The organism is Streptomyces sp. NPDC001880, assembly GCF_053594575.1.
Genome location: NZ_JBSFET010000052.1, coordinates 1 through 25,166 on the forward strand (window position 1 = coordinate 1; position 25,166 = coordinate 25,166).

Sequence of the window (25,166 nt, forward strand, 5' to 3'; positions counted from 1 at the left end):
GGTTGATCGATATCCCCGGCTGCTCGCGCACTGGGTATGGGTGACCGAGTCCGCCCGGGTCTGGTGACCAGGACGACAAGAGCCGTATGACCGGGCCGGCCGGGGGCCGGTCCTGATTCCGTCGGAGGTCAGCCCGCCGTGGCGAACGAGTCCTGGAGCCGGGGGATGTAGTCGGCCAGCGCGGGGGCCCAGCAGCCGTAGTTGTGGCCACCGTCACAGGTGGGCGCCAGCGCCGACCCGTCGCCGTAGTCGACGAGGCGGCTGGGCAGACCGAGCGCGTCCATGCGGGTCTTGACGTTCCTGGCGGCGATCGCGGTGAAGTGGTCGATCACGTCGTTGTCGCCGGTGTAGAGCGTGAGCTCGGCACCGGCGAGCTTCGCCAGGTTGGTCGTGGCGGCGGGGTCGACCGCCTTCCAGATCCGGTCCGCGTTCAGCACCGGGTACGGGGAGCCGAAGATCGCATCGCTGTCGACCGTGGGCCCGTAACCGGTGCACCGGCCGGTCCCGGGCGGGGTGGAGGTGCTCACGGCACACCAGGCGCCCGTGATGTTGAGTTCCGTGGCCAGGACCGCCGCGCGGACCTCCGCCATGCCGAAGTCGATGCCGCCGGACAGGGAGGCGACGTGACCGAAGAGGTCGGGGCGGGCCTCGCCGTAGTGCAGGGCGCCGAACCCGCCCATCGAAAGGCCGACGACGGCCCGATGCTGTTTGTCTGCGATGGTGCGCAGATTGGCGTCGATGAAGGGAACGACCTGCTTCAGGTGGAAGGTCTCCCAGTTCGCGGCGCCCTCGGCGGTGTTCTGCATGAGCCAGTCGGCGTACCAGCCCTTGCGGCCGCCGTCCGGCACGACGGTGATCATCGAGTCGGAACGCAGCGCCGGGGCGGCCGCGGCATCGTCCGGGTTTCCGGGCCCGCCGTGCAGGAAGTACGCCACCGGCCAGCGCTTGCCGGGCTCGGTGCGGTAGCCGCTGGGCAGGAAGATGCGGATCTTGTGCTTCCCGGCCACCTGCGGGGTGGTCACGGTGATGGTGAAGTCGGTGTCCGAGTGCACCTCGGTGCCCCCGGCGACCTGGGTCAGGCCGAACCCGTCGGTCAGCACCGGAGGGGCGGCGCTCTCCGCATGCGCGAGCGGGGCGGTGAGGGTCGCGGTGACGGTCAGCGCGGCGGCGACGACAGCCGTCCTCGTCCGCGCCCGCCAGTTGGTCAGCGGTGTTCTCATGGGGTGTCCTCTCCGAGAGCACGCGGCTCTCGCTGTGGGTGAAGGTCCCGGCCCGGCGGCCGGGCCGGGTGTCGGCCCGGCCGCCGGGAGAGCCCTTCCGGTCGCGGTCCTCAGAGCGCGCAGAACGCGTCCGTCATGGACTTGCCCGTATGGGCCTGTCCCGGCGTACCGCCGAGCAGATGGAACTCGTTGTTCGCGTGCGCCACCTGCTCGGTGCCGTCCTCGCTGCTCAGCCACCCGCTGAAGTAGCCGAGCACCGCGCCGTTGTGCCCCCAGGCCCACTTCCCGCAAGGCAGCTTCATGTGCTTGATGCCCAGCCCGTAGTCGGTGTCGGCGGTCACCGGCACGGTGGTCTTGAGCTCGGCCATCTGCGCGGGCTCCAGGAGCTTTCCGGTCAGCAGCGCCCGGGAGAAGGTGGTGAGGTCGTCCATGGTCGACACCATGGCACCGGCGCTCCCGAAGACCTGCACGTTGGAGACCGTGGCGTCGTTGATCAGGATCGCCCGGATCGCGTAGCCGTGGAGGTAGTTGCCGTAGAGCGCGGGGTCGGATGTGGGGAAGCCGGTGTCACGCAGACCGAGCGGCTCGATGATCCGCCGCTGGACCTCCGCGGCCGGTTCGGAGCCGGTGACGGCTTTGATCACCATGCCCGCGAGCACATAGTTGGTGTTGGAGTAGCCGAACTTCTCCCCCGGCGCGCTCGTCGGCGCGCGCATCGCGAGAGCCACGTTGACCAGGGTCTGCGGCGGCATGGCCTCCCTCGGGTTGAGGTTGAGGAAGTACGGCCCGTGGATCTGCACCGAGCTGAAGTAGTCGGGCAGGCCCGAGGTGTGATTGAGGAGCTGACGGATTGTGATCTTCGAGCCGTCGTAGCCGTTGGCGGCGACCGCCCCCGGCAGCCATCGGGCGACGGTGTCGTCCAGCGAGAGCCGCTTCTCGCCCTCCAGTTGGAGCAGCACGGTGGAGATGAACGCCTTGGTGTTGCTGCCGATCCGGAACTTCGCCTTCGGGTCCGCGGGCACCTTGGTCACGCGGTCACCGACACCCGCGTGCACGTACTGGGCGGTGTCGCCCTGCCGGACCATGCCGATCACTCCCGGGTACCCGTCGGCAACCCCCTGCTGGGCACCGGCCTGCAGGATGTCGGCCGGAGTCCGGGCGGCGGCCGTGGAGCGGGTGGCCGAGGAGCCGATGGCCGGAGCGGCGGCGGTCGCCGTGCCGACCCCGGTCATCAGCAGGCAGGCCGCGGTGGCCACCGGCAGCAGCCGGCGCCGGTGTCCGCGCATCCGCGAGGAGCGTCGGGCCGCGCCATCGGTGGACCGGTTCGCCGGGCCGGCCTCGATGCCTGCTCCGGAATCGTCACGCATGCTCATTTTCTTTCCTGTCCCTTTCGGTCGATCGGTCATTCCGGCTGTCTGGTGGGATTCGGCCGCGCCTCAGCGCTGGCACGCGGCCGCGATGAACAGCAAAAGGACGAGAATTCCTGCCACTTGAAGGCAGCCGAGTCCGTTGCCTTGCGGACTTTTCCGGTTGGTCTCCACATGACCACCGGCGAGAATTCCCGGGTGCTGCTTGGTGTAGTGCTCCAGTTGGCGTTGCGCGCCCTCGGACTCGGCGAGCCACGGCGTCTTGAATCCGCATTCCCCGCACCAGAATCGATAGGCCATGTCAACTCCTCATGAGTCGTAGCAGGAGAAAGTCATGAGAGGCGATCAGGTCCGATACCGGTGCCGGTCCGGCCCCATCGACGCCATCTGCTTCCCGGATGCCCGGCGGGTTGCGCCGCCCCGTGTCGGCGCACCTGCCGGGCACCACTGATCGTGCTGTTCACGCCATTCGGCGAACAGGACAGGCGACCGGCCATATATGACCGGTCGTCACCGGTAGGGTCGTCGCGACCGCGCACGGTGGTGGAGGGATGTCGAAGTGGCGGATCAGCTCGGCACTTTGCTGCGTCGGCTACGCAATCGGTCGGGGCTGACACAGGAGCAGCTGGAGGCACGGTCCGGAGTGAGCGTGCGTACGATCCGCAGACTGGAGAACGGCAGATCCAGCGATCACCGTCTGGGTACGGTGAACCTGCTGGCGGACGCGCTGGAGGCCGGACCCGAGGACCGTAAGCTGCTCGCCGCCACGCTCGCGAAGCCGAAGGCCGAACCGGCCGGCGAACCCGAGCCCGTATCCGTACCGGAATCCGCCCCCGCATCCGTACCGGAATCCGCGCCCGCGCCCCTGCCCGCACAGAATTCCGTGCAGAATTACGGGCAGGTCACCGGCCGGACTCCCGGGCAGCATTCCGGGCCAAAAATCCGCCCCACTCCTGTCGGCTCACCCGTTCACGGTGAACTTTTCACCGCCGCCACCGAATTGGCCCGGGAAATCCGGCGTCGCTGGCAGCGCGAGGAGGAACACCGCCGGGTGCACGACCCTTTTCCGCTTCCGGTGCGCTGGCAGGACGCCCCCGAATCGCTGACCGATCATTCGGAGAACATTCAGCGTCTGCCGCCGGGAGCGACGCCGGATCCGATGGACCTGAGCGGCGATCTGGGCAGCGTGGCCGAGGTCTACCGGCGGATCGGGTCCGGGCGGCTCGTGGTCCTTGGCCGGGCCGGGTCCGGCAAGTCGATCCTGACGATCAGATTCGTCCTCGACCAACTGGAGGCCCGGGAGCCGCACGACCGGGTGCCGGTGGTCTTCAGCATCGGCTCCTGGGATCCCACGGCCGTCGCGCTGCGGGACTGGCTGATCGACCGGCTGGTGCGCGACCACCCGCATCTCACCCGTCGGGCGCCCGACGGGTCGACGCTGGCGGCCGCCCTGGTCGACGCGGATCTCGTACTGCCGGTCCTGGACGGGTTCGACGAGATCGCGGAGGGGCTGCGGAGTACGGCCCTGGAGGTGCTCAACACCACCTCGCTCCCGCTCGTCCTGACCAGCCGGCGCGGCGAGTACACCGAGGCCGTCCAGGAGGCCGGTGCCCCGCTGGTCTGGGCCGCCGGCCTCGAACTCACCGATCTCACCCTCGACGACCTCGCCGCCTACCTGCCCCGGACGGCCCGGCCGGTCCCCCGCGGCGACGGCGGGAGCGCGGCGGTCTGGACCCCCTTACTGGACCGGCTGCGCGCCCGGGAGAGCGGGGCGGCCACCCCCCTGGCCAGCGTCCTGAGCACCCCGCTCATGATCATCCTGGCGCGGACGATGTACAGCGAGGCGCCCGACAGGAATCCGGCGGAGCTGCTGGACGTCGAGCGCTTCCCCGACGAGAACTCCCTCGAAGAACATCTGCTGGCGGGCTTCGTGCCGACGGTCTACCGGCGCCGCGTCGCCGAGCGCGGCGCCACCCGTCGCCGGGAGCGGCACCGTGATCCGGAGCGCGCCGAGCGCTGGCTCGGCCATCTCGCCCACCATCTGGCCCGGCTCGACGGCGACCGGCAGGACCTCGCGTGGTGGCGGATCGGTGATTCGCTGCGGCTGTCCACTCGGCTGCTGTCGGTGGCGGTGTCCTCGGCTCTCTGCGTCGCGCTCGCCGTGTGGTTCGTCAGCCTGATCAACCTGCCGTTCCCGGTCGGCGAGGCCCTCATGTCGGGCGGTTCGATGGGGGTGGTCGCCGGTCTCGCCTTCGGGTGTGTCCACGCGATCCTGGTCCGGTTCGGCTCCACGGCCTTCGAACCCGCCCATGTGCGGCTGCGGCTGCCCGGCGGGGGAACCGGCGTCGGCCGCAGACCGGTGCGTACGTTCGTCGCCAGGTTCGGCGCCGTTCTGCCGGGCGCATTCGTGATGGGCGCCGGATGCGCCAGTGCCCTCGCCCTGCAGCGCTGGCTGTACTACGGGATCCCGCTCGCGAACGAGCTGGTGATCAAGGGCACCCTCATCAACATGCTGGTCCTCGGCCTGATCTTCGGCGCGGGCGCCGGACTCGTCTTCGGCATCACGGCCGTGCTCGAAGCGCCGCTGGACGTCGCCTCCGCGGCCACCCCGGCCGGCCTGCTGGCCGCGAACCGAGCGACGGTGCTCCGGCAGGTTCTCGTACTGGTACCGATGCTCACCCTGGCGATCGCGGTCGGCGGGCATCTGATCACCGACCTGCTCGACGGAATCCTCGGACCACTGGTCTGGAACGTGGAGGGCGGGCTCGTCATCGGTGCCGTCGGAGGGATCGGCGGTACGTGCTCGTACGCGCTCTCGTTCACCGCCTGGGGGCGGTGGCTGGTCCTGTCGCGGGTCTGGCTGCCCCTGACCGGCAAGCTGCCCTGGGACACGGTGGCCTTCCTGGACGACGCCTACCGCAGGGGCGTCCTGCGCCAGACCGGCGCGGTGTACCAGTTTCGCCACATCCGGCTCCAGCACCACCTCGCCCGCTCGTACCGCGAGCACCAGAGCAAGTACGCACCGGCCCGGTTCGGCCCCAGGGCATAAGACCGACCGGCACGGCCGGCGCTCAGTCCTTCCGCGCCCGCCACTCCGGGGCCAGCACCGACCAGATCTCCGAGTCGTGCCGCTCGCCCCGGTAGAGATAGCTCTCGCGCAGCACCCCGTCACGTGTCATGCCGAGCCGCTTGGCCACGGCGATACTGGCGGTGTTCGCGGCGGACGCGACCCACTCCACGCGGTGCATGCCGCGCTCGTAGACCGCCCAGTCGATCAGCCTCCGGGACGCCCGGGTGATCAGGCCGCGCCCCTCGCCCGCCGGCTCCAGCCAGCAGCCGATCTCGCAGTTCCCCGACTCCGCGTCGAAGATCCGGAACAGGACACCGCCGACGAGCGTGCCCTCCAGCCAGATGCCGTAGATCCGCCCCGTGTCCGCCGCCTGCTTCTCCGCGTACCGCCGCAGCAGCGCACGCGCCGAGTCCAGGTCGGTGGCGAAGGAGGCGAAGGGGATCCACGGATCGACGAGCTCCCGGGCCCGGTCCATGTGGTCGAGGAACTCCTGCGCCTGCCAGATCTCCAGCGGACGCAGTTCCGCTCCGTCGTCGCCCAGGGATATCGCGAACATCATGCTCCTTCTCGAACCGCTTCCATCGCTTGCTCGGTCTGCGCCACCTCCGCGGGTTGCGCCGCCTGCGGGATCTTCGCATGCGGCGGCCCGGACTCGGGCGGCTCGATGCTGATCCGTGGCAGCAGCCGGTCCAGTCGGCGCGGCAGCCACCAGTTCGCTCCGCCGAGCAGATGCATCAGCGCGGGAACCAGCAGCGTACGGAGGACGAAGGCGTCCAGCAGGACGGCCGCGGCGAGCGCGATGCCGAACATGGCGATGACCCGGTCCCCGCTGAGGACGAAGGCGAGGAAGACCGAGATCATGATCACGGCCGCGGAGTTGATCACGCGGCCGGTCTCGGCGAGGCCCACCCGGACCGCCCGCCGGTTGTCACCGGTCTCCAGCCACTCCTCGTACATCCGCCCCACCAGGAACACCTGGTAGTCCATGGAGAGCCCGAAGAGCACGGACACCATGATCACCGGCAGGAACGGTTCGATGGGCCCCGCGCTGCCGAGCCCCAGCAGTTCGCTCCCCCATCCCCACTGGAAGATCGCGACGACGACCCCGAACGAGGCGGCGACGGCGGCCACATTCATCACCGCGGCCTTCAGCGGGATGGCGATCGACCGGAAGGCCAGCAGCAGGAGCAGACAGCCGAGCCCGATGACCACGCCGACGAAGAGCGGGAGTTTGCCGATGATGATCTGGGCGAAGTCGTCGTAGCTGGCGGTCACTCCCCCGACATGGGCCTGGAGGGAGTTGTTCTCCTCGGCCTTCGGTATGACGTCCGTACGCAGCCGGTCCACGAGCTCGCTGGTCTCCTGGGACTGCGGCGACGACTTCGGTACGACGGTGACGAAGGCCGTACTGCCGCTGCTGTTGTACGTGACCGGGCCGACCGAGGCCACGCCCTCGGTGGACCGCAGGGTGGCGGGCAGGGCGTCCATCGCGAGCCGGTCGTCCGCGCCGTCCAGCTGCGCGGCGATGGTCAGCGGCCCGTTGACGCCGGGGCCGAATCCGTCGGCCAGCAGGTCGTAAGCCTGCCGGGTGGTCGACGAGGCGGGGTTGTTGCCCTGGTCGGAGGTGCCCAGATGCAGGGAGAAGGTAGGCAGCGCGAGGACCAGCATCACCACGGCGGCGAACGCCCCGAGCAGCTTGGGGTGGCGTTCGACGAAGGCGGACCAGCGGGCCGCGAAGCCCGTGGGCGGCTCGGGCTGCGGGCCGTGCTCGGCGAGCCGTCTGCGCTCGCGCCGGCTCAGCGCCCGCGGGCCGATGAAGGAGAGCAGGGCGGGCAGCAGGGTCACGGAGGCGGCCACGGTCAGGACGACGGTGAGCGAGGCGGCGATCGCCACACCGTTGAGGAAATCGAGCTGCAGGATCAGCATGCCGAGCAGTGCGATGCAGACGGTGGCCCCGGCGAAGACGACGGCGCGGCCGGTCGTCGCGACGGCGTGCTGCGCGGCCTCGGTGACCGACATGCCTCTGCGCAGTCCGCTGCGGTGTCTGGTGACGATGAACAGCGCGTAGTCGATGCCGACGCCGAGCCCGATCAGCATGCCCAGCATCGGCGCGAAGTCGGCGACGGTCATCAGATGGCCGAGCAGTACGGTGCCCGCGTAGGCGGTGCCGACGGAGACCAGCGCGGTGGCGATGGGCAGCATGCTGGCGGCGAGCGAGCCGAAGGCGAGGAAGAGGACCACCGCCGCGACGACGACCCCGACAGCCTCGCTGAGGTGGATGGAGGGTGCCTCGGTGAGGGCGACGGCGGGGCCGCCCAGCTCCACCTGGAGATGGTCCCCGGCGGCCGCCTTCGCGGTGTCCACGACCGCACTGACCTGCTGCACCGGGATGTCCTCGACCGGCTGGTCGAAGGTGACCGTGGCGTAGGCGGTGTGTCCGTCGCCGCTGATCTGTGCGGTGCCGGACGCCCCGTACGGTCCGGTGACCGCGCCGACCCCGGGCAGTTCCTCGACCTCGTGCAGGGTCCGGGTCATCGTCTGGCGGACGTCGTCGGCCCGCACGGTGGAGTCGGAGGTGTGCCAGACGATGGTGTCGGTGTCACCGCCGAGATCCGTGAAGCCGCTCCTGAGGAGCTCGGTGGCCCGGCCGGACTCCGTACCGGGCACCTCGTAGTCGTTGGAGTATGCGGAGCCCGCGAAGCCCGCCGCGGTGGCCGTGCCGCCGAGGGCGAACAGCCAGATGAGAACGGCGACGAGGCGGTGCCTGATGCACCAGCGGGCGATGGCAGCCAACGGACGTGCTCCCTGCCTGGTTCGTGGCCCTTTGCCGGAACAAAGCATGGATTACCTGCAAAGAACGCATGGCCTTAGAACCGCAACTCTGGCACCCTAATGTGATCCTTTGCCTCTTTCGTGGTCTTATTCACAGCGCCTTCCGGCAGGGCGCCGCGCCGTAGGACGATCCGCGGCACCCCGCCTCCCGGATCCGGATCAGCCCGAGACGCTCGCCCGGCCGTTCTCGATGTGTCCCATCAGGCGGCGCCGGAAGCTGTCGTCCCCGTCGACGGTGACGGCCAGGTCGTACCAGCCGTGTGCGTCGGCCGCCGAGTGCACCACCGTGCGGCTGCGCCCCGGCTTGACCTTGACGGTCCGGGTCCAGTCCCGCAGGTCCGCCTCGTCGACGTAGCCCAGCGGTCGCACGGTGAACGTGAGCGTCGTGCGCCCCGTGTTACGCAGCGTGAGATGCAGATCGCGCTCATGGGCGTCGATCCGCGAGGCGACCTCGGCCGGGGCGCCGTCCTTCGCAGCCCCGGCGAACTCGCGGCGGAAGCCGTTCGGCCCCGTCACCGTGAACCGGTACGCCTCGCCGGTGACGGGCACCGTCCACTGCGCCGTACCCTTCACGTCCCGGTGCTGCGGTACGGGGAACTCACCCGCGTACGGATACAGCGCGAAGTGCGCCGACGAGCGCCCGGTGTTGCTGAGGGCCACCTGCACCGCGCCGTCCACCGGCTTCGCCTGCGCGTCCGGCTGGTACGGCAGCGCGCGTGCCGGACGCGCGCCCGGCTCCTGCACCGGCATCTGCTGCACGAGCGGCGGCTTCGGCGCCCAGCGGCCGCTGAACGGCGGAATGGCGCCCGGCTGCTCCACCTCGGGGCGGCGGCGTGCCCGCGAGAAGTCGAAGGCCGAGGTCAGATCGCCGGTGACAGTGCGCCGCCAGTCGCCGATGTTGGGTTCCTTCACCCCGGTCCAGCGCTCCAGGAAGCGGATGACGGAGGTGTGGTCGAAGACCTCGGAGCAGACATGGCCGCCGATGGTCCACGGAGAGACGACGAGCATCGGCACCCGCATGCCGAGACCGGTGGGCTTGCCCTCCCACTGCTCCTCGGTCACCTCGGGCGAGGCGACCGGCGGCGGCACGTGGTCGAAGAAGCCGTCGTTCTCGTCGTAGTTGATGAAGACGGCGGTGTGCCGCCACACATCGGGGTGCTTGCCCAGCGCGTCCAGGACCTTGTAGACGATCGTCGCGCTGTGGATCGGCGAGGAGACGCTCGGATGCTCCGAGTCGACGGCCGAGGGCACCAGGTAGGAGACCTCGGGCAGGGTGCCCGCGGCCACGTCCTTGGCGAACTCGTCGGCCAGCGTTCCGGTCTCCACCCGTCGCAACCCCCGCTCGAAGAGGCTGCGTTCGGCCTTGCCGAGGGTGGCGACACCCTCTTCCAGCAGGCCGAGCAGCCGCTCCCGCTCCGCGGCGTCCGCGTCACGCACCGCGGCGTAGAACGACTCCATGAAGGTGTGGCCGCCGGTCTTCGCGAGCGCCTTGCGGGCGACCGCCTTGAAGGTGGCGAAGAACTCGATCTGGTTGTCGGTGAAGTTCTCCCACTCGGTGTACGTGCGCCAGCTGTGCCCGGCCTTCTCCAGCCGCTCCGCGTACGTGCCCCAGTCGTAGCCGGGGTGGGTGGCCTCGTTGTACGCGTCGTTGCCGACGGCCCGCTTGCCGTTGGGTTCGTAGCCCGTCTTTCCGCTCCACAGGTGGTTGCGGTTGGGGCTCGTGGAGGAGTGGATGGAGGAGTGGTACGCGTCGCAGACCGTGAAGGTGTCGGCCAGTTCGTAGTGGAGCGGGATGTCGCGGCGGTCGTAGTACGCCATGGTGGCGGCCGTCTTGGCGGTCACCCAGCCGTTCATCCACCCGCCGGCCCACGCCTTGCCGCCACCGCTCCAGGAGTGGTCGAGCGCGCCTATGTACTGGAGGTCCTTCTTCTGCGTCTCGGCGGCGTCGCGCACCGGGAACGGCAGCACGGAGGTGCCCAGCGGTGCGGGCTGCTCGAAGACCGGCTTGCCCGAGGGCAGCTCGACGGCGTTGCGGTCACCGAAGCCGCGTACGCCCCGGAGCGTCCCGAAGTAGTGGTCGAAGGAACGGTTCTCCTGCATCAGGATCACCACGTGCTTGATGGCTCCGAGCCCGTCACGGCCTTTGGACCCCGCCGGGTGTGCCGGCTGCGCGGCGATCGCGGCCTGCAGCGACGGCGGCAGCAGCGACCCCGCCGCCGCGGCGCCGAGCGCACCGCCGCCGAGCGCGAGGAGCCGTCGCCGTGAAATGTCCGTGGTCAAGTTGAGCCTCCCGAGTCCTGTCGTACAGCCGGGAAGCTAATCAGGGCGGGTGGCGCGGGGAAGGATTTCGTACGGCTGCGTGGTGAACGTCCAACAGGTCCCGCGGGAAGTCCAAGGGGCGGCGCACCCGGCTCACGGGTGCGCCGCCCCTTCGGGGACATGCCTGCGCGGAGGGGTCAGCCCTCGACGCCGAGCTTCTCCAGGATCAGCTCACGCACCCGGGCCGCGTCCGCCTGGCCGCGGGTGGCCTTCATGACCGCGCCGACGAGCGCGCCCGCCGCCGCGACCTTGCCGCCACGGATCTTGTCCGCGATGGCCGCGTTGGCCGCGATGGCCTCGTCCACGGCCGTGGACAGCGCACCCTCGTCGGAGACGACCTTCAGGCCGCGCTTCTCGACGACGGTGTCCGGGTCGCCCTCGCCCGCGAGGACGCCCTCGATGACCTGGCGGGCCAGCTTGTCGTTGAGGTCGCCCGAGGCGACGAGCTCGGCCACCCTGGCGACCTGCGCCGGGGTGATCGGCAGCTCGTCGAGACCGCGGCCGGTCTCGTTGGCGTTACGGGCCAGCTCGCCCATCCACCACTTGCGGGCCTGGTCCGAGGGGGCGCCCGCATCGGTCGTGGCGACGATCAGGTCGACCGCGCCGGCGTTGAGGATGGACTGCATGTCGTGCTCGGAGACACCCCACTCCTCCTTCAGCCGGTTGCGGCGCAGCCGCGGCAGCTCGGGGAGGCCCTTGCGCAGTTCCTCGACCCACTCGCGGGCCGGGGCGACCGGTACCAGGTCGGGCTCGGGGAAGTAGCGGTAGTCCTCGGCGTTGTCCTTGATGCGGCCGGCCGTGGTGGAGCCGTCCTCCTCGTGGAAGTGCCGGGTCTCCTGCACGACCGTGCCGCCGGAGGAGAGCACGGCCGCGTGGCGCTGGATCTCGAAACGGGCGGCACGCTCGACGGAACGCAGCGAGTTCACGTTCTTCGTCTCGGAGCGCGTACCGAAGGTCTCGGTGCCGTTGGGGCGCAGCGACAGGTTGACGTCGCAGCGCATCTGGCCCATCTCCATGCGGGCCTCGGAGACGCCGAGCGCCTTGATGAGCTCGCGAAGCTCGGCGACGTACGCCTTGGCGACCTCGGGGGCCCGTGCGCCCGCGCCTTCGATCGGCTTGGTGACGATCTCGATGAGCGGGATGCCCGCGCGGTTGTAGTCGAGCAGGGAGTGGGACGCGCCTTGGATACGGCCGGTGGCACCGCCGACGTGGGTCGACTTGCCGGTGTCCTCCTCCATGTGGGCGCGCTCGATCTCCACCCGGAAGGTCTCCCCGTCCTCCAGCTGGACGTCCAGATAGCCGTTGTAGGCGATCGGCTCGTCGTACTGGGAGGTCTGGAAGTTCTTCGGCATGTCCGGATAGAAGTAGTTCTTCCGGGCGAAGCGGCACCACTCGGCGATCTCGCAGTTCAGCGCGAGGCCGATCTTGATGGCGGACTCGACGCCGATCTCGTTGACGACCGGCAGGGCGCCGGGCAGGCCGAGGCAGACCGGGCAGGTCTGGGAGTTGGCGTCCTGCTTGAGCTCGGTGGAGCAGCCGCAGAACATCTTGGTCTTGGTGCCGAGCTCGACATGGACCTCCAGGCCCATGACGGGGTCGTAGGACGCGAGCGCGTCCTCGTACGACACCAGGTCGGTGACAGTCACGGTGAAACTTCCCTCTCAGCCCAGCAGTACGTCGTCATCGCCGAGGCGCTTGAGCTCGCGCAGCAGCAGGGCGACACCGGTGGCGATGGCGGCGGCGGAGACAACGGCGTCGATCAGTCGGAGCGTGTCGTGCTCGTGGCGTGCCTTCTTGGCCTGCTTGTACACGCCGACCGCACCGAAGGCGGTGGTGCCGATGGACAGGTACGTACCGGTCTTGGACTTCTTGAAGCCCTTGGCCTTGGTCAGTGCGCTCACAGCGACGGAGCCTCCTCCAGCAGCGGGTGACCCCACTTTTCCACGAAGGCGGCCTCGACGGCGGCTCCGACCTTGTAGAGACGGTCGTCCTTCATGGCGGGGGCGATGATCTGCAGCCCGACCGGCAGGCCGTCCTCGGGGGCCAGGCCGCAGGGCAGCGACATGGCGGAGTTGCCCGCGAGGTTGGTCGGGATGGTGCACAGGTCCGCGAGGTACATCGCCATCGGGTCGTCGGCGCGCTCGCCGATCGGGAAGGCGGTGGTGGGCGTCGTCGGGGAGACGATGACGTCCACCTTCTCGAAGGCCTTCTCGAAGTCCTGCGTGATGAGGGTGCGGACCTTCTGCGCCGAGCCGTAGTACGCGTCGTAGTAGCCGGAGCTGAGTGCGTACGTACCGAGGATGACGCGACGCTTGACCTCGTCGCCGAAGCCGGCCTCGCGGGTGAGCGCGGTGACGTCCTCGGCGGACCTCGTGCCGTCGTCGCCGACGCGCAGCCCGTAGCGCATGGCGTCGAAGCGGGCCAGGTTGGAGGAGCACTCGGACGGCGCGATCAGGTAGTACGCCGACAGGGCGAGGTCGAAGGACGGGCAGTCCAGCTCGACGACGGTGGCGCCGAGCGACTTCAGCAGCTCGACCGACTCGTTGAAGCGCTGGACGACGCCTGCCTGGTAGCCCTCACCGGTGAACTGCTTGACGACACCGACGCGCATGCCCTCGACGCTGCCGCTCAGCGCGGCCTCGACGACCGGCGGGACCGGGGCGTCGATGGACGTCGAGTCCATCGGGTCGTGCCCGGCGATCGCCTCGTGCAGCAGGGCCGCGTCCAGGACGGTACGGGCGCAGGGGCCGCCCTGGTCCAGGGAGCTGGAGAAGGCCACCATGCCGTAGCGGGAGACGCCGCCGTAGGTGGGCTTGACGCCGACGGTGCCGGTGACGGCGGCGGGCTGGCGGATGGAGCCGCCGGTGTCCGTGCCGATGGCGAGCGGAGCCTCGTACGAGGCGAGCGCGGCGGACGAGCCGCCGCCGGAGCCGCCCGGGATGCGGGTGAGGTCCCAGGGGTTGCCGGTCGGGCCGTAGGCGCTGTTCTCGGTGGAGGACCCCATGGCGAACTCGTCCATGTTGGTCTTGCCGAGGATGACGACGTCGGCGGCCTTCAGCTTCTTGGTGAGGGTCGCGTCGTACGGCGGGATCCAGCCTTCGAGGATCTTGGAACCGACGGTGGTCGGCATGTCCTCGGTGGTGAAGATGTCCTTGAGCGCGAGCGGGACGCCGGCCAGCGGGCCGAGCTTCTCGCCGGCCGCCTTCTTGGCGTCGACGGCACGGGCCTGCGCGAGCGCGCCCTCGCGGTCGACGTGCAGGAAGGCGTGGACCTTCTCGTCGACCGCGTCGATCCGGGCCAGGTGGGCCTCGGTGACCTGGACGGCCGTGAGCTCGCCGGAGGCGATCTTCGCGGCGATCTCGGCAGCGGTGAGCTTGATGATGGTGCTGTTGTCCGTCATGGCTGTTTAGTCCTCCCCCAGGATCTGCGGCACCTTGAAACGCTGCTGCTCCTGGGCCGGGGCGCCGGAGAGCGCCTGCTCGGGGGTGAGCGACGGACGGACCTCGTCCGCGCGCATGACGTTGGTCAGCGGCAGCGGGTGGGAGGTCGGCGGTACGTCTTGGTCGGCGACCTCGGAGACGCGGGCGACCGCGCCGATGATGTCGTCGAGCTGACCGGCGAAGTGATCGAGCTCTTCGCCCTTCAGCTCCAGACGCGCCAGCCGGGCGAGGTGGGCGACCTCCTCGCGCGTGATGCCAGGCATGCAGCGATCCTCAGGGGTTGGTGTGTGGTTTTGGCCGGGGGCCGGCGGCACATTTCCACCGTCCGTCCGAAGGACGGGCCGCGCGGCGTCCGGTGCGTGCGATCGCAAGGCGCCGGAGCGCCCTCGTGGCGGAGCCACGTGGGCGATTCGGCAACGCGGCGAGCGTGCGTGCCAGGCGTCGCGCGGCAGGTGGAAATGTGCCGCCGACTCCCAATCCTATGGGGTCGCCCGCCACCACTCCCGCCACCCGGGCGAACACCCTGGTCGGACGAGGATTTCCGGCTCCCTCGCCACCTTCGGCCCTGCCTCGCGCCCGAGGACGAAAGGCCACCGGGCGCGGGCCCCGGTGGCCCCTGCTGGCTCAGGTCGCCTGCCGGCTCAGGTCGTCGCGGGCCGCGAATCGACCGCCCGGTTGGGTGGCCGCTGCTCCAGCTCCGGCGGCGCACCGGCCGCTGCCGCCGCGGCGGCTGCCGCTGCCGCCAGCTCGGCCGGCCGCCGCCAGCCGTGCCGGCCCCGCGCCCGCAGCCAGGCCGTGGTCTCCTGCGGCGGCATCGCCGCGGCGACCAGCCATCCCTGCACCGCGTCGCAGCGCAGATCCCGCAGCCGCTCCCAGGTCTCGTCGTCCTCGACGCCTTCCGCGACGACCAGCAGACCGAGCGAGTGGGCCAGGTCGATCGTGCAGCGGACGATCTCCGCGTCCTCGTTGTCCACGGCCAGCCGGGCGACGAACGAGCGGTCGATCTTCAGCTCGCTGACCGGAAGCCGTCGCAGATGGACGAGTGAGGAGTACCCCGTACCGAAGTCGTCGAGGGACATCTTCACGCCGTGCCCGGTCAGTCCGGCGAGGGTGTCGGCGGCGCGCTGCGGGTCCTCCAGCAGCACGTGTTCCGTTATTTCCAGCTGCAGTGCCCCGGCCGGGACGCCGTGCCGGGCGAGCCGGGCCGCGACGCCGCCCGCGAACCCGGGGGTGTGGACATCGCGCGGGGAGACATTGACGGCGACCGGGACGAACAGGCCCTGCGCCCGCCACCGGGCGACCTGGGCCAGCGCCGTCTCCAGGACGTACTCCGTGAGGTGCGGCATCAGGCCGGACGACTCGGCGATGGCGATGAACTCGTCCGGGGGGACCCTGCCGCGCTCCGGGTGCACCCAGCGCACCAGGGCTTCGAGGCCGGCCACCTTGCCGTCGAAGCGGACCTTCGGCTGGTAGTGGAGCTCGACCTCGCCGGCGTCCAGCGCGCGGCGCAGATCGCCCAGGAGCCCGAGCCGGTCCGGGGTGTTGCTGTCCCGCTTCGACTCGTAGACCTCGACGCCCGTACGGTCCCGCTTGGCCTGGTACATCGCGATGTCCGTGCGCCGGAGCAGTCCTTCGGCGTCCAGCGCGTGGTCCGGGTAGACGGCGACTCCGGCGCTGGCCTCCAGCACCAGGGTCAGACCGTCGAGATCCAGCGGGGAGGAAAGCTCGGCGACGAGATGACGGGCGACCCGCTGGGCGCTGGTGGTGGAGTCGGCGGTCGGCAGGAGCACCGCGAACTCGTCGCCGCCGAGCCGCGCGGCCTCCGCGCCCCGGGGCAGCGCGAGCCGGAGACGCTCCGCTATCTGCAACAGCAGCCGGTCCCCCGCCAGATGGCCGAGGGTGTCATTGACCGCGCGGAAACGGTCGAGGTCGATCAGGACCAGAGCGGATCTGGCACCGACGGATTCGGCGTCCTCCAGGGCCGACCAGGTGCGCTCCAGCAGCCACTGCCGGTTGGGCAGTCCGGTCAGCGGGTCGCGCAACTGCTCCTCGGCTCGGGCACGGGCGATCCAGAGGGCGGAATCCAGCGCGATCAGCGGGACCGCGAAGAGCGGCAGGAGCAGGGGGGCGACCATCGCGACGACGCAGATCAGCGGTGCGATGCCGAGCAGGGCGACCGCGACCAGGCCCTGGCGCAGCAGGGCGGTGCGGGAGACGGTCGACAGTCCGCCGCCCTGGGGGGTCCGGGCGTACCACAGCAGGGCCCGGGTGACCAGGAGATAGGCGGAGGCGGCCAGGAGGACCTCCGGGGCGGCGTCGATGCCCCAGTCGAGTGGCTGCCACGGTGATTCGACGGTCTGCGCCTCGCCGAACGCGGCGAGCACCAGAGCCGCCGCGCCTATCCCCAGGATGTCCACCGCGCCGTGCAGCAGCCCCAGCCACCAGCGGTGTCTGCGGGCGACGCCGACGAGGACGACGACGACCAGGCTGACCAGTCCGGCGGGCACCCAGCCGTAGAGCAGCAGCACGGCCAGGGTGAGGGAGGCACCGGAACCGGTGCCTCCCCACCAGCGGTCGCGTCCGAGCGCGACGAGATGGCCGACGATGATCCCGGTCAGGACGGCGAGGGACCAGCCGGCTCTGCCATCGGGGAAGAGCGCGTGCCCTTCGCTCACGGTCAGGTAGAAACCGGTCGCGATCTGCACAACGGCGATCGCGATGACAACGGCACCCACTTTTGGCGTGAGGCCGACGAAACCTTGCAGCCGCGACACCGGTGCGGCGCTCTCGGTCGGTTTCATTCCGTCCCTCTCACAGCCGGCGGTGCCGATGTCACCCGATGGTTCCGTTCCACGCCGCCACGACCCGGTTTCCCACCCCGCGACCGGGCACGGCAGGTGCACGTCTCAACAGTAGGGCGCGGAAGGCATCTACGGGCAGCGCTCTGACGCTCTTGCCCGAATGCGAACCGACCATCCGTCAGCATCTGCTATGCGCCGACCGGGTGAACCGGACACCACGCGAAGGACTTGCCCCCGTCTGTCCGGCTGCGCCCCTCACCCGCCTCCTTGTTCGTCCTGTGGCCACCGAGCCGTCCTGTGCCAAGTCCCCACCCCGTGCCGCCGGTCCATGACAGGGATCTGTCCTATTCCGCCGGTTCCCCCACCGGAACGGCCGCCTCACGTGCCGCATCCGGACCTTGTTCGAGCAGTACGGCGAAGCCGTCCTCGTCCAGCACCGGCACCTTCAACTGCATGGCCTTTTCGTACTTCGAACCGGGGTTGTCACCGACGACCACGAAGGAGGTCTTCTTCGAAACGGAACCTGTCACCTTCGCTCCGCGGCTCTGGAGCGCCTCTTTCGCGCCATCCCTGGTGTGGCCGGCCAGCGTGCCGGTGACGACGACGGTGAGCCCTTCGAGCGGGCGCGGCCCCGTTTCCTCCCCCGCCTCCTCATCGGCCATCCGGACCCCGGCCTCCCGCCACTTGCGCAGGATCTCGCGGTGCCAGTCCTCGGCGAGCCACTGCTTCACCGATGTGGCGATGATGGCCCCGACCCCGTCGGCCTCGACCAGCTCCTGCTCGGTCGCCTCGTCGATCCGGTCGATGGAGCGGAACTGACGGGCCAGCGCCGCGGCCGCGATCGGTCCCACGTGCCGGATGGACAGCCCGGTGAGGATCCGGGCGAGCGGCGCCTCCTTGGCCGCGGCGATGGCGTCGAGCATGGCGAGGGCGTTCTTCTTCGGCTCGCCCTGCTGGTTGGCGAAGACCCAGGCGGTCTTCTCCTCGCCGGTCTTCGGGTCGCGCTTGGGCAGCCCGCTGTCCTGGTCCCGGACATAGGCCCGGATCGGCAGCAGCTCCTCGACGGTCAGCCCGAAAAGATCGCCCTCGTCGCGCAGCGGCGGCTCGGTGGGCTCCAGCGGCTTGGTCAGGGCCGCGGCGGCGACATAGCCGAAGTGGTCGATGTCCAGGCACTTGCGGCCCGCGAGATAGGCGAGACGCTCCCGCAACTGGGCTGGGCAGGAACGGGCGTTGGGACAGCGGACGTCGACGTCCGCCTCCTTCATGGGCTTGAGCTCCGTGCCGCACTCGGGGCATTCGGCCGGCATGACGAACGCCTGCTCGGTGCCGTCGCGGAGGTCGACGACCGGGCCGAGAATCTCCGGGATCACGTCGCCCGCCTTGCGGAGCACCACCGTGTCCCCGATCAGGACGCCCTTCGCCTTTACCACGTTCTGGTTGTGCAGGGTGGCGAACTCCACCTCGGAGCCCGCCACTTCGACCGGCTCGACCTGGGCGTACGGCGTGACCCGGCCGGTCCGGCCGACGCCGACCCGGATGTTGACCAGCTTGGTGTTGACCTCCTCCGGGGCGTACTTCCAGGCGATCGCCCAGCGCGGGGCGCGCGAGGTGGAGCCGAGCCGGCCCTGGAGCGGGATCTCGTCGAGCTTGACGACGACTCCGTCGATCTCGTGCTCCACGGAGTGCCGGTTCTCACCGAAGTACCTGATGAACTCCCGCACCCCGTCGAGGGAATCCACCACCTTGTTGTACTTGGCGGTGGGCAGGCCCCATTCGCGCAGCAGCTCGTAGGCGTGCGAGAGGCAGTCGATGTCGAAGCCCTCGCGGGCACCGATGCCGTGCACCACCATGTGCAGCGGGCGGGTGGCGGTGACCTTCGGGTCCTTCTGTCGCAGCGAACCCGCCGCCGCATTGCGCGGATTGGCGAACGGTTTGTCGTCGGCCTCGACGAGCCGGGCGTTCAGCTCCTCGAAGGCCTCCATCGGGAAGAAGACCTCACCGCGGATCTCGACCAGCGCCGGGACGCGGTCGCCCTTCAGCCGGTGCGGGATCTCGGCGATCGTACGGACGTTGGGGGTGATGTCCTCGCCGGTGCGGCCGTCGCCGCGGGTGGCGGCCCGGGTCAGCCGCCCGTGCTCGTAGGTGAGGCTGACCGCCAGACCGTCGATCTTCGGCTCGCACAGGAAGTGGTAGTCGGTGGTGCCGACCTCCTTGGCGATCCGCTCGCCCCAGGCGGCCAGCTCCAGGTCGTCGAAGGCGTTGTCCAGCGAGAGCATCCGCTCGCGGTGCTCGACGGAGGTGAATTCCGTCCGGTACGGGCCCGCGACCTTCTGCGTCGGCGAATCCGGCGTGCGCAGCTGCGGATAGGCCTCCTCCAGCGCCTCCAGCTCGCGCATCAGCCGGTCGAACTCGGCGTCGCTGACGACCGGCTGGTCGTTCACGTAGTACCGGAAGCGGTGCTCCTCGACCTGCTCGGCCAGGAGCGCGTGCTGCTCCTGGACCTGTGCGGGCATCGCCGTCTGCTGTTCGCCGGCCATCGTCTCGTCCTCCCGTTACCCGTTGCCCCGTTACTCAGGGTTGTCTGCGAGCGACCTCGCGGCCCGGGCGCAGTGGGCGAGCGCGGCGCGCGCGTACGCGGGCGAGGCACCCGCGAGCCCGCACGACGGGGTGATCACCACGGACTCCGTAAGAGTCCCCGGATTCAGCCCCAGCCTGCGCCACAGCGTCCTGACACCCATGACGCTACCGCCCGGGTCCGACAATCCGCCCGAGGCCGGGTCGGTGCCCGGTACCACTCCGAGGAAGAGCTGGGTGCCGGCCTCGACGGCCTCCCCGATCGCGTCCTCCTCACGCTCGGTGAGCAACGAGAAGTCGAACGAGATGCCGTCGGCCCCGGCCCGGCGCAGCAGCGCGAACGGTACGTCGGGCGCGCAGCTGTGCACGAGCGTCGCCGCGTCCCCGCCCGCCGCCAGGACGTCGCGCAGGGTGCCCTCCACGACCTGGCGGTCCACGGCCCGGTAGGTGCGGTAGCCGCTGGCCGTCCTGATCCGCCCGCGCAGCACGCCGGTCAGCGACGGCTCGTCGAGCTGGAGAATCACTTGGGCGCCGGGCACCCTGCGGCGTACCTCCGCGAGATGGGCGCGCAGTCCCTCCGCCAGTGAGCCCGCCAGGTCGCGGCAGGCCCCCGGGTCGCCGAGCGCGGCCTCGCCGCCCCGGCGTTCCAGTGCGGCGGCCAGCGTCCAGGGCCCGACGGCCTGGACCTTGAGCGGTCCCTGGTACCCCTGGGTGAACTCCTCCAGGGCGTCGAGGTCCTCGCCGAGCCAGGACCTGGCCCGCCGGGTGTCGCGTCCGGGCCGGTCGCTGATCCGCCAGCCACTGGGCTCGACATGCGCGTACAGGTCGACGAGCAGCCCGATGGTCCGCCCGATCATGTCCGCACCGGGCCCGCGGGCGGGCAGTTCCGCCAGGTACGGCAGACCTTCGCCGCCCCCGAAGGAGCCGGTGACGGTCTTCGCCGCCTCCCGTGCGTCTCCCCCGGGCATGGACCCGATTCCACTGGCCGGGCAACCGCTGAACTTGCTCTTCTCGCTCACGCGGGAAGCCTAAGGGCTGTCCCGTGATCCCCGGCGGGCGCGCGGGGGGTCAGCGCCCGGGGCGCACCGTGAGGTCGTTGACCTCGGCGTCACGCGGCAGGTCGAGCGCCATCAGGATCGTGGTGGCCACCGACTCCGGGTCGATCCAGCGGGAGGGGTCGTACTCCTTGCCCTCCTGCCGGTGGACCTTGGCCTGCATGGGGCTGGCGGTGCGCCCCGGGTAGACGGAGGTGACCCGGACGCCGTTGGCGTGCTCCTCGTGGCGCAGCGAGTCGGCGAGGGCCTTCAGGCCGTGCTTGCTCGCGGCGTACGCGCTCCACTCGGCGTGCGCGGCGAGGCCGGCGCCCGAGTTCACGAAGAGCACATGGCCCTGGGCGACGCGCAGCTGCGGCAGCAGGAGCCGGGTGAGCTCGGCGGGGGCGACCAGGTTGGCGTTGAGCTGGAAGTGCCAGGCCTTGGGTGTGAGGTCACCGACCTTGCCGAGCTCCACGACGCCCGCGATGTGCAGCAGCGAGTCGACCCGCTCCGGCATCGCCTGCTGGGCGAACGCCCACGAGAGCCGGTCCGGATTGGCGAGATCACCGACGAGCGTGCGGGCGCCGGGGTACATCCCGGCCAGCTCCTTGGCACGGCCCGCGTCGCGGGCCAGCAGCACGGTCTCGTCACCGCGCTCCAGAAGACGGCGGGTGACAGCGGCTCCGATGCCGGAGCCGGCACCGGTGATGACATGAGTGGGCATGCCCTCATGATCGCACCCCGGCGCCCCGTCACCGCAGGCCGGACCACTCCTCCAGGTAGGCCAGGGCGCCCACGCCGTCCTTGGCGAAGAACACCAGGTCGACCAGCGGGACGGGCAGGAAGCCCTCGTCCTCCATGCGCTGGAACTGCTGGCGCAGCCCGTCGTAGAAGCCCGCCGTGTTGAGCAGGACGACCGGCTTGTCGTGCTTGCCGTGCTTCTTCAGCTCCAGGATCTCGGTCGCCTCGTCGAGCGTCCCGGTGCCGCCCACCATGATCACGACCGCGTCGGCCTTCTCCAGGAGCAGCGCCTTGCGCTCGGCGAGATCGCGCGCGATCACCATCTCGTCCGCATCGGCCCGCGCCTTCGCGGCCAGGAAGTCCACTGACACCCCCACCAGCCGCCCGCCCGACTTCTGCACCCCGTCGGCGACGACCTTCATCAGCCCGCTCTCCGAGCCGCCCCAGACCAGGGTGTGTCCGCCCTTGCCGATCAGCTCGGCGAATTCACGGGCAGGCTGGGTGTAGCGCTCGTCGAGGTCGGCGGCTGAGAGGAATACGCAGATCTTCATGGAGCAACCGTAAGGGCCACCACTGGCACGACCGGCCACCGCGGAGGAACAGGGGAAGAAATCGGCCCGTGAAACCGCTGACCCTTGCATGACTACGTCACCAGGACACCGCATCACGGTCGAGCCCGGCACCGAGCATGTACGGGTGGTCCGCGCCGGACAGGTGCTCGCCGAGAGCCGGCGCCCGCTCGTCCTGCGCGAGACGGGCTGCCCGGTCCGCTACTACCTGCCGCCCGAGGACATCCGTACGGAACTTCTCACGGCCTCGGACACCCGAACCCACTGCCCGTTCAAGGGAGATGCCTCCTACTGGTCGCTGCCGGACGCCACGGACCTCGTGTGGTCCTACCCGGACCCGAAGCCCGAAGTCGCCGCGATCAAGGACCACTTCTGCTTCTACGACACCGAGACAGTCAACGACTGACCGTCAAGAACGCCTCCGACCGGCGACTTCGAAGAACTTCAAAAAACTTCGGCGGGAGCGATGAGTTTTCCCGCGCCCGGCGGTCCACCCTCGCATGGACAAGATTCTCTCCCGCGACGGCACCGTGATCGCGTACCGGCACCGGGGTGAAGGGCCGCCGGTGATCCTGGTGGGCGGCTCGCTGGGCACGGCGGCGACCGAGGCGCCGCTGGCGCGCCTGCTCGCGCCGCACTTCCACGTCGTCACGTACGACAGACGCGGCCGCGGCTCCAGCGGCGACAGCGGCCCGTACGCGGTGGAACGCGAGATCGAGGACCTGGCCACGCTGGTCACCGCGGTGGGCGGCCGGGCCTCGGTGTTCGGCACGGGAGCCGGCGGCGCACTGGCCCTGGAGGCGCAGGCCGCAGGCCTCCCCGTGGACCTGCTGGCGGTGTACGAACCGCCCTACACGCCGAGCGCGGCGGGCCTGCGGTACAAGGCGTGCTGCACCTCGCGCCTGCACCGGCTGCTGTCCGCCGGGGACCGCGTGGGAGCCGTGGAACTGTTCCTCTCCGTGACGGGCGTGCCGGCCGACATGATCGCCCGGATGCGCCGCGCCCCGCTGTGGAACGACCTGGTGGCGATGGCCCACACCCTCGCGTACGACAACGCGCTGCTCGGCAACGGCGCGATCCCGGCCGCCCGGTTCGCCTCCGTCACGGCCCGCACCCTGGTGATCTGCGGCGGCTCCAGCCCCACCGGCGCACGTCTGTCGACCCGCGACCTGGCGGAGGCACTCCCCCGGGCCCGCCACCGCACCTTGACGGGCCAGACCCGCGACCTGGCCCCGCAGGCGGTGGCCCCGGTCCTCACGGAGTTCTTTGCCAGGTCTGTACCCCTGCGTCAGGCTTCCTGACCCCAAGACCCGCTCCGCGCGGTCCCGCCCGTACGGGGGTCGGACGTGACTGCGCGGGGCGCCGCCGGAGCGACGGCTCAGACACCGAGCGCGAGCTCGAACCAGACGGTCTTGCCGCCCGGCCCGAGTGCCCCTTCCCCTATGGCGCACCCGCCCCATCGGTCCGCGACGAGTTCGAGGATGGCCATGCCCCGCCCGGCTTCGGCGTGGGCGGCGACGGGCGGGGCGTATGGCTTGGGCAGGTCCGGGCTCATGTCCCAGACACTGATCCGGAGCACCGGGTGCCTCCACTGAAGCCGCACGGCGGCCGGTCCCTTGGTGTGCCGTACGGAGTTGGTGGTCAGCTCGGACGTCAACAGCTCGGCGCGGTAGCTGAGTTCGGTCAGCTCGTGGGCGCCGAGGATGGCGCGGAGGGTCGTACGCGCGATGCGGGGGCTACGCGGGTCGCAGGGGAAGGCGAGTTCGTACTGCCAGGGTTCGGCGAAGGGAATGGGGGCGGGGTGTTGGTGGGCGTCAGGGATGTAGGGGGTTTCTTCGGTCCTCACGGGCACCTCCTGGGGTGCGTGCGAGTGGTCTCAAGTGGACGTGCGCCACACCTGGTTGCGGTGTGGACGGCGGTGGCAATGCCGGTCCGGGCCCCTCCTTCCCGGGCGGGCGGGGTGGATCGGTGCGCTTCCGTCATCGACTGCGCGAGTGGCACGCATCACAGAGTAAGAGGAAAACTCATAACGGTGCTACCAAGTCACTCCGAAGAGTTAACTTCCCACACCCGGTGGAACGTCGTGCTCTGAATAGGCACACTGTGCGCGAACCAAGGAGAGGGCGCATGGCACCGCGACAAACCCCAACCATCCTGCAGCGTCGATTCGGCATCGAGCTTCGGCGGCTACGCGAAGGGGCAGGACTGACCGCCCCTGCAGCGGCCGATCTCCTGGGCACTGACCGCACGGTCATCTCCAACGTGGAAGCCGGCCGCTTCGGCATCAGCGAAGAGCGCCTGCGTCGACTCGCCAGCATCTACGAGTGCAACGACTCCTCCCTTATCGACGCACTTGCCGGGCTGACCGGCGGACGGAAGTCAGGCTGGTGGGAGGAGTATCGGGGCAAGATCCCGCCAGGCTTTCTGGACGTATCGGCCCTTGAGCACTACGCCGTGCGCCTACGAACCGTCCAGATCGCACACCTTCCTGGCCTTTTTCATACCGAGGACCATGCACGCGCGATTTTCGAACTCTTCGTCCCGGCCATGCCACGCCTCGAAATCGAGCTACGCGTGGCGCACCGCTTGGCCCGCCAGTCAGTGGTCACCGGAGAGCAGCCGATCCCCTACACCGGCGTGATCCACGAAGCCGCGATCAGGATGCAGATCGGAGGCCTCGGTGTCACACGCGCTCAGCTTCTGCACCTGCTGGATGCAAGTGAACGCCCCAATGTCACGCTGCGCGTCATCCCGTTCGCAGCCGGCGGTTTCCCGCTCCTCGGCGACTCATCCGTCCTGTACGCAGAGGCTCCCAATCAGCATCTGGACACGGTGCAGTTGGACTCGCCCACCGGAGCCGTCTTCATCGACTCCCCCACGCAGCTGGCGAACTTCCGTACCAGGCTGGACATGGTCGAAAAGGTGGCGTTGACTCCCGTCGAGTCCAGGGACTTCATCCGCTCGGTCCTCGAAGAGTTGTAGAGGTGTCTCACGTGTCCGGCCTGCACTGGCAGAAGTCGTCGTTCTCCGACGCAGGAGGGAACAACTGCGTCGAGGTTGCCGCAGCAGAGGGCACAGGGATCGCGATGCGCGAGAGCGAAAGCCCGGAGCACATTGTCACGACGAACCGAGCCGCACTCCGTGCGCTTGTGCTCGCAGTGAAGGCCAGCGACCCTGGCCTCGGCTGAACGAGAGACGT

21 protein-coding genes are annotated in these 25,166 nt (G+C 70.1%); 5 read left to right on the forward strand and 16 right to left on the reverse strand.

Translation table 11 applies throughout. The features are described 5' to 3' along the window. Positions 1–128: 128 nt before the first annotated feature. From ACWCQ6_RS24355 to ACWCQ6_RS24365, 3 genes are all read right to left on the reverse strand, one after another. The gene (locus ACWCQ6_RS24355) at positions 129–1,220 is read right to left on the reverse strand and encodes an alpha/beta hydrolase (protein WP_451092468.1); all 1,092 of its coding nucleotides are present in this window, start codon (positions 1,218–1,220) and stop codon (positions 129–131) included. A 110-nt stretch (positions 1,221–1,330) separates the two neighbouring features. Continuing rightward, positions 1,331–2,587 carry a serine hydrolase domain-containing protein gene (locus ACWCQ6_RS24360; RefSeq protein WP_451092470.1) on the reverse strand — a complete coding sequence of 419 codons (1,257 nt, stop codon included), beginning with the start codon at positions 2,585–2,587 and terminating at the stop codon, positions 1,331–1,333. 69 nt (positions 2,588–2,656) lie between these two features. Next, a complete protein-coding gene (locus ACWCQ6_RS24365) occupies positions 2,657–2,887 on the reverse strand; it encodes a hypothetical protein (RefSeq protein WP_451092472.1) in 231 nt (76 codons plus the stop codon). A gap of 259 nt (positions 2,888–3,146) precedes the next feature. Here ACWCQ6_RS24365 and ACWCQ6_RS24370 point away from each other — a divergent pair, with 259 nt between their 5' ends. Further along, a complete protein-coding gene (locus ACWCQ6_RS24370; protein WP_451092474.1) occupies positions 3,147–5,636 on the forward strand; it encodes a helix-turn-helix domain-containing protein in 2,490 nt (829 codons plus the stop codon). A 22-nt stretch (positions 5,637–5,658) separates the two neighbouring features. Here ACWCQ6_RS24370 and ACWCQ6_RS24375 read toward each other — a convergent pair whose 3' ends face one another. The 12 genes from ACWCQ6_RS24375 to ACWCQ6_RS24430 form a co-directional block, all read right to left on the reverse strand. Continuing rightward, positions 5,659–6,213 (reverse strand): GNAT family N-acetyltransferase, encoded by a 555-nt coding sequence (locus ACWCQ6_RS24375; RefSeq protein ID WP_451092532.1) that lies wholly within the window; start codon positions 6,211–6,213, stop codon positions 5,659–5,661. Beyond that, a complete protein-coding gene (locus ACWCQ6_RS24380; protein ID WP_451092476.1) occupies positions 6,213–8,450 on the reverse strand; it encodes an MMPL family transporter in 2,238 nt (745 codons plus the stop codon). The genes ACWCQ6_RS24375 and ACWCQ6_RS24380 overlap by 1 nt, the downstream gene beginning before the upstream one ends. A 198-nt stretch (positions 8,451–8,648) precedes the next feature. Further along, entirely contained in the window at positions 8,649–10,769 is a 2,121-nt protein-coding gene (locus tag ACWCQ6_RS24385) for a phosphocholine-specific phospholipase C (protein WP_451092478.1), read from the reverse strand. A gap of 176 nt (positions 10,770–10,945) precedes the next feature. After that, positions 10,946–12,454 (reverse strand): Asp-tRNA(Asn)/Glu-tRNA(Gln) amidotransferase subunit GatB, encoded by a 1,509-nt coding sequence (gene gatB / locus ACWCQ6_RS24390; RefSeq protein WP_451092480.1) that lies wholly within the window; start codon positions 12,452–12,454, stop codon positions 10,946–10,948. 15 nt (positions 12,455–12,469) lie between these two features. After that, positions 12,470–12,709 (reverse strand): hypothetical protein, encoded by a 240-nt coding sequence (locus ACWCQ6_RS24395; RefSeq protein WP_451092482.1) that lies wholly within the window; start codon positions 12,707–12,709, stop codon positions 12,470–12,472. Beyond that, the gene (gene gatA, locus ACWCQ6_RS24400) at positions 12,706–14,208 is read right to left on the reverse strand and encodes an Asp-tRNA(Asn)/Glu-tRNA(Gln) amidotransferase subunit GatA (protein WP_451092484.1); all 1,503 of its coding nucleotides are present in this window, start codon (positions 14,206–14,208) and stop codon (positions 12,706–12,708) included. Before gatA ends, ACWCQ6_RS24395 begins: the two co-directional genes overlap by 4 nt. A gap of 6 nt (positions 14,209–14,214) precedes the next feature. Beyond that, complete coding sequence (gene gatC / locus ACWCQ6_RS24405) at positions 14,215–14,511, reverse strand: Asp-tRNA(Asn)/Glu-tRNA(Gln) amidotransferase subunit GatC (protein WP_015036350.1); 297 nt, start codon at positions 14,509–14,511, stop codon at positions 14,215–14,217. 378 nt (positions 14,512–14,889) lie between these two features. Further along, positions 14,890–17,049 (reverse strand): putative bifunctional diguanylate cyclase/phosphodiesterase, encoded by a 2,160-nt coding sequence (locus ACWCQ6_RS24410; RefSeq protein WP_451092486.1) that lies wholly within the window; start codon positions 17,047–17,049, stop codon positions 14,890–14,892. 344 nt (positions 17,050–17,393) lie between these two features. Then, a complete protein-coding gene (ligA, locus tag ACWCQ6_RS24415) occupies positions 17,394–19,586 on the reverse strand; it encodes an NAD-dependent DNA ligase LigA (RefSeq protein WP_451092488.1) in 2,193 nt (730 codons plus the stop codon). A gap of 30 nt (positions 19,587–19,616) precedes the next feature. Beyond that, positions 19,617–20,642, reverse strand: a complete 1,026-nt coding sequence (locus ACWCQ6_RS24420) for a methionine synthase (protein ID WP_451092490.1) — start codon at positions 20,640–20,642, stop codon at positions 19,617–19,619. Between the two features lie 49 nt (positions 20,643–20,691). Beyond that, positions 20,692–21,381, reverse strand: a complete 690-nt coding sequence (locus tag ACWCQ6_RS24425) for an SDR family oxidoreductase (RefSeq protein ID WP_451092492.1) — start codon at positions 21,379–21,381, stop codon at positions 20,692–20,694. Positions 21,382–21,409: 28 nt separating this feature from the next. Further along, positions 21,410–21,949, reverse strand: coding sequence for an LOG family protein (locus ACWCQ6_RS24430; protein WP_451092494.1), 540 nt, complete (start codon positions 21,947–21,949; stop codon positions 21,410–21,412). A gap of 88 nt (positions 21,950–22,037) precedes the next feature. On the opposite strand from ACWCQ6_RS24430, the gene ACWCQ6_RS24435 reads away from it, so the two are divergent. Beyond that, positions 22,038–22,373, forward strand: a complete 336-nt coding sequence (locus ACWCQ6_RS24435; RefSeq protein WP_451092496.1) for a DUF427 domain-containing protein — start codon at positions 22,038–22,040, stop codon at positions 22,371–22,373. 94 nt (positions 22,374–22,467) lie between these two features. Continuing rightward, the gene (locus ACWCQ6_RS24440) at positions 22,468–23,268 is read left to right on the forward strand and encodes an alpha/beta fold hydrolase (RefSeq protein WP_451092498.1); all 801 of its coding nucleotides are present in this window, start codon (positions 22,468–22,470) and stop codon (positions 23,266–23,268) included. 77 nt (positions 23,269–23,345) lie between these two features. Here ACWCQ6_RS24440 and ACWCQ6_RS24445 read toward each other — a convergent pair whose 3' ends face one another. Continuing rightward, positions 23,346–23,813 carry an ATP-binding protein gene (locus tag ACWCQ6_RS24445; protein ID WP_451092500.1) on the reverse strand — a complete coding sequence of 156 codons (468 nt, stop codon included), beginning with the start codon at positions 23,811–23,813 and terminating at the stop codon, positions 23,346–23,348. Positions 23,814–24,094: 281 nt separating this feature from the next. Here ACWCQ6_RS24445 and ACWCQ6_RS24450 point away from each other — a divergent pair, with 281 nt between their 5' ends. Further along, positions 24,095–24,949: a helix-turn-helix domain-containing protein gene (locus ACWCQ6_RS24450; protein WP_451092502.1), complete on the forward strand. Its 855-nt coding sequence runs from the start codon at positions 24,095–24,097 to the stop codon at positions 24,947–24,949. An 11-nt stretch (positions 24,950–24,960) separates the two neighbouring features. Continuing rightward, complete coding sequence (locus ACWCQ6_RS24455; RefSeq protein WP_451092504.1) at positions 24,961–25,155, forward strand: DUF397 domain-containing protein; 195 nt, start codon at positions 24,961–24,963, stop codon at positions 25,153–25,155. The last annotated feature ends 11 nt before the right edge of the window (positions 25,156–25,166 follow it).

Coding starts and splice junctions, on each gene's coding strand:
- ACWCQ6_RS24355 (WP_451092468.1), bottom strand. CDS start 1,220: ATGAGAACACCGCTGACCAACTGGCGGGCGCGGACGAGGACGGCTGTC.
- ACWCQ6_RS24360 (WP_451092470.1), bottom strand. CDS start 2,587: ATGCGTGACGATTCCGGAGCAGGCATCGAGGCCGGCCCGGCGAACCGG.
- ACWCQ6_RS24365 (WP_451092472.1), bottom strand. CDS start 2,887: ATGGCCTATCGATTCTGGTGCGGGGAATGCGGATTCAAGACGCCGTGG.
- ACWCQ6_RS24375 (WP_451092532.1), bottom strand. CDS start 6,213: ATGTTCGCGATATCCCTGGGCGACGACGGAGCGGAACTGCGTCCGCTG.
- gatA (WP_451092484.1), bottom strand. CDS start 14,208: ATGACGGACAACAGCACCATCATCAAGCTCACCGCTGCCGAGATCGCC.
- gatC (WP_015036350.1), bottom strand. CDS start 14,511: ATGCCTGGCATCACGCGCGAGGAGGTCGCCCACCTCGCCCGGCTGGCG.
- ACWCQ6_RS24410 (WP_451092486.1), bottom strand. CDS start 17,049: ATGAAACCGACCGAGAGCGCCGCACCGGTGTCGCGGCTGCAAGGTTTC.
- ligA (WP_451092488.1), bottom strand. CDS start 19,586: ATGGCCGGCGAACAGCAGACGGCGATGCCCGCACAGGTCCAGGAGCAG.
- ACWCQ6_RS24425 (WP_451092492.1), bottom strand. CDS start 21,381: ATGCCCACTCATGTCATCACCGGTGCCGGCTCCGGCATCGGAGCCGCT.
- ACWCQ6_RS24430 (WP_451092494.1), bottom strand. CDS start 21,949: ATGAAGATCTGCGTATTCCTCTCAGCCGCCGACCTCGACGAGCGCTAC.
- ACWCQ6_RS24435 (WP_451092496.1), top strand. CDS start 22,038: ATGACTACGTCACCAGGACACCGCATCACGGTCGAGCCCGGCACCGAG.
- ACWCQ6_RS24440 (WP_451092498.1), top strand. CDS start 22,468: ATGGACAAGATTCTCTCCCGCGACGGCACCGTGATCGCGTACCGGCAC.
- ACWCQ6_RS24450 (WP_451092502.1), top strand. CDS start 24,095: ATGGCACCGCGACAAACCCCAACCATCCTGCAGCGTCGATTCGGCATC.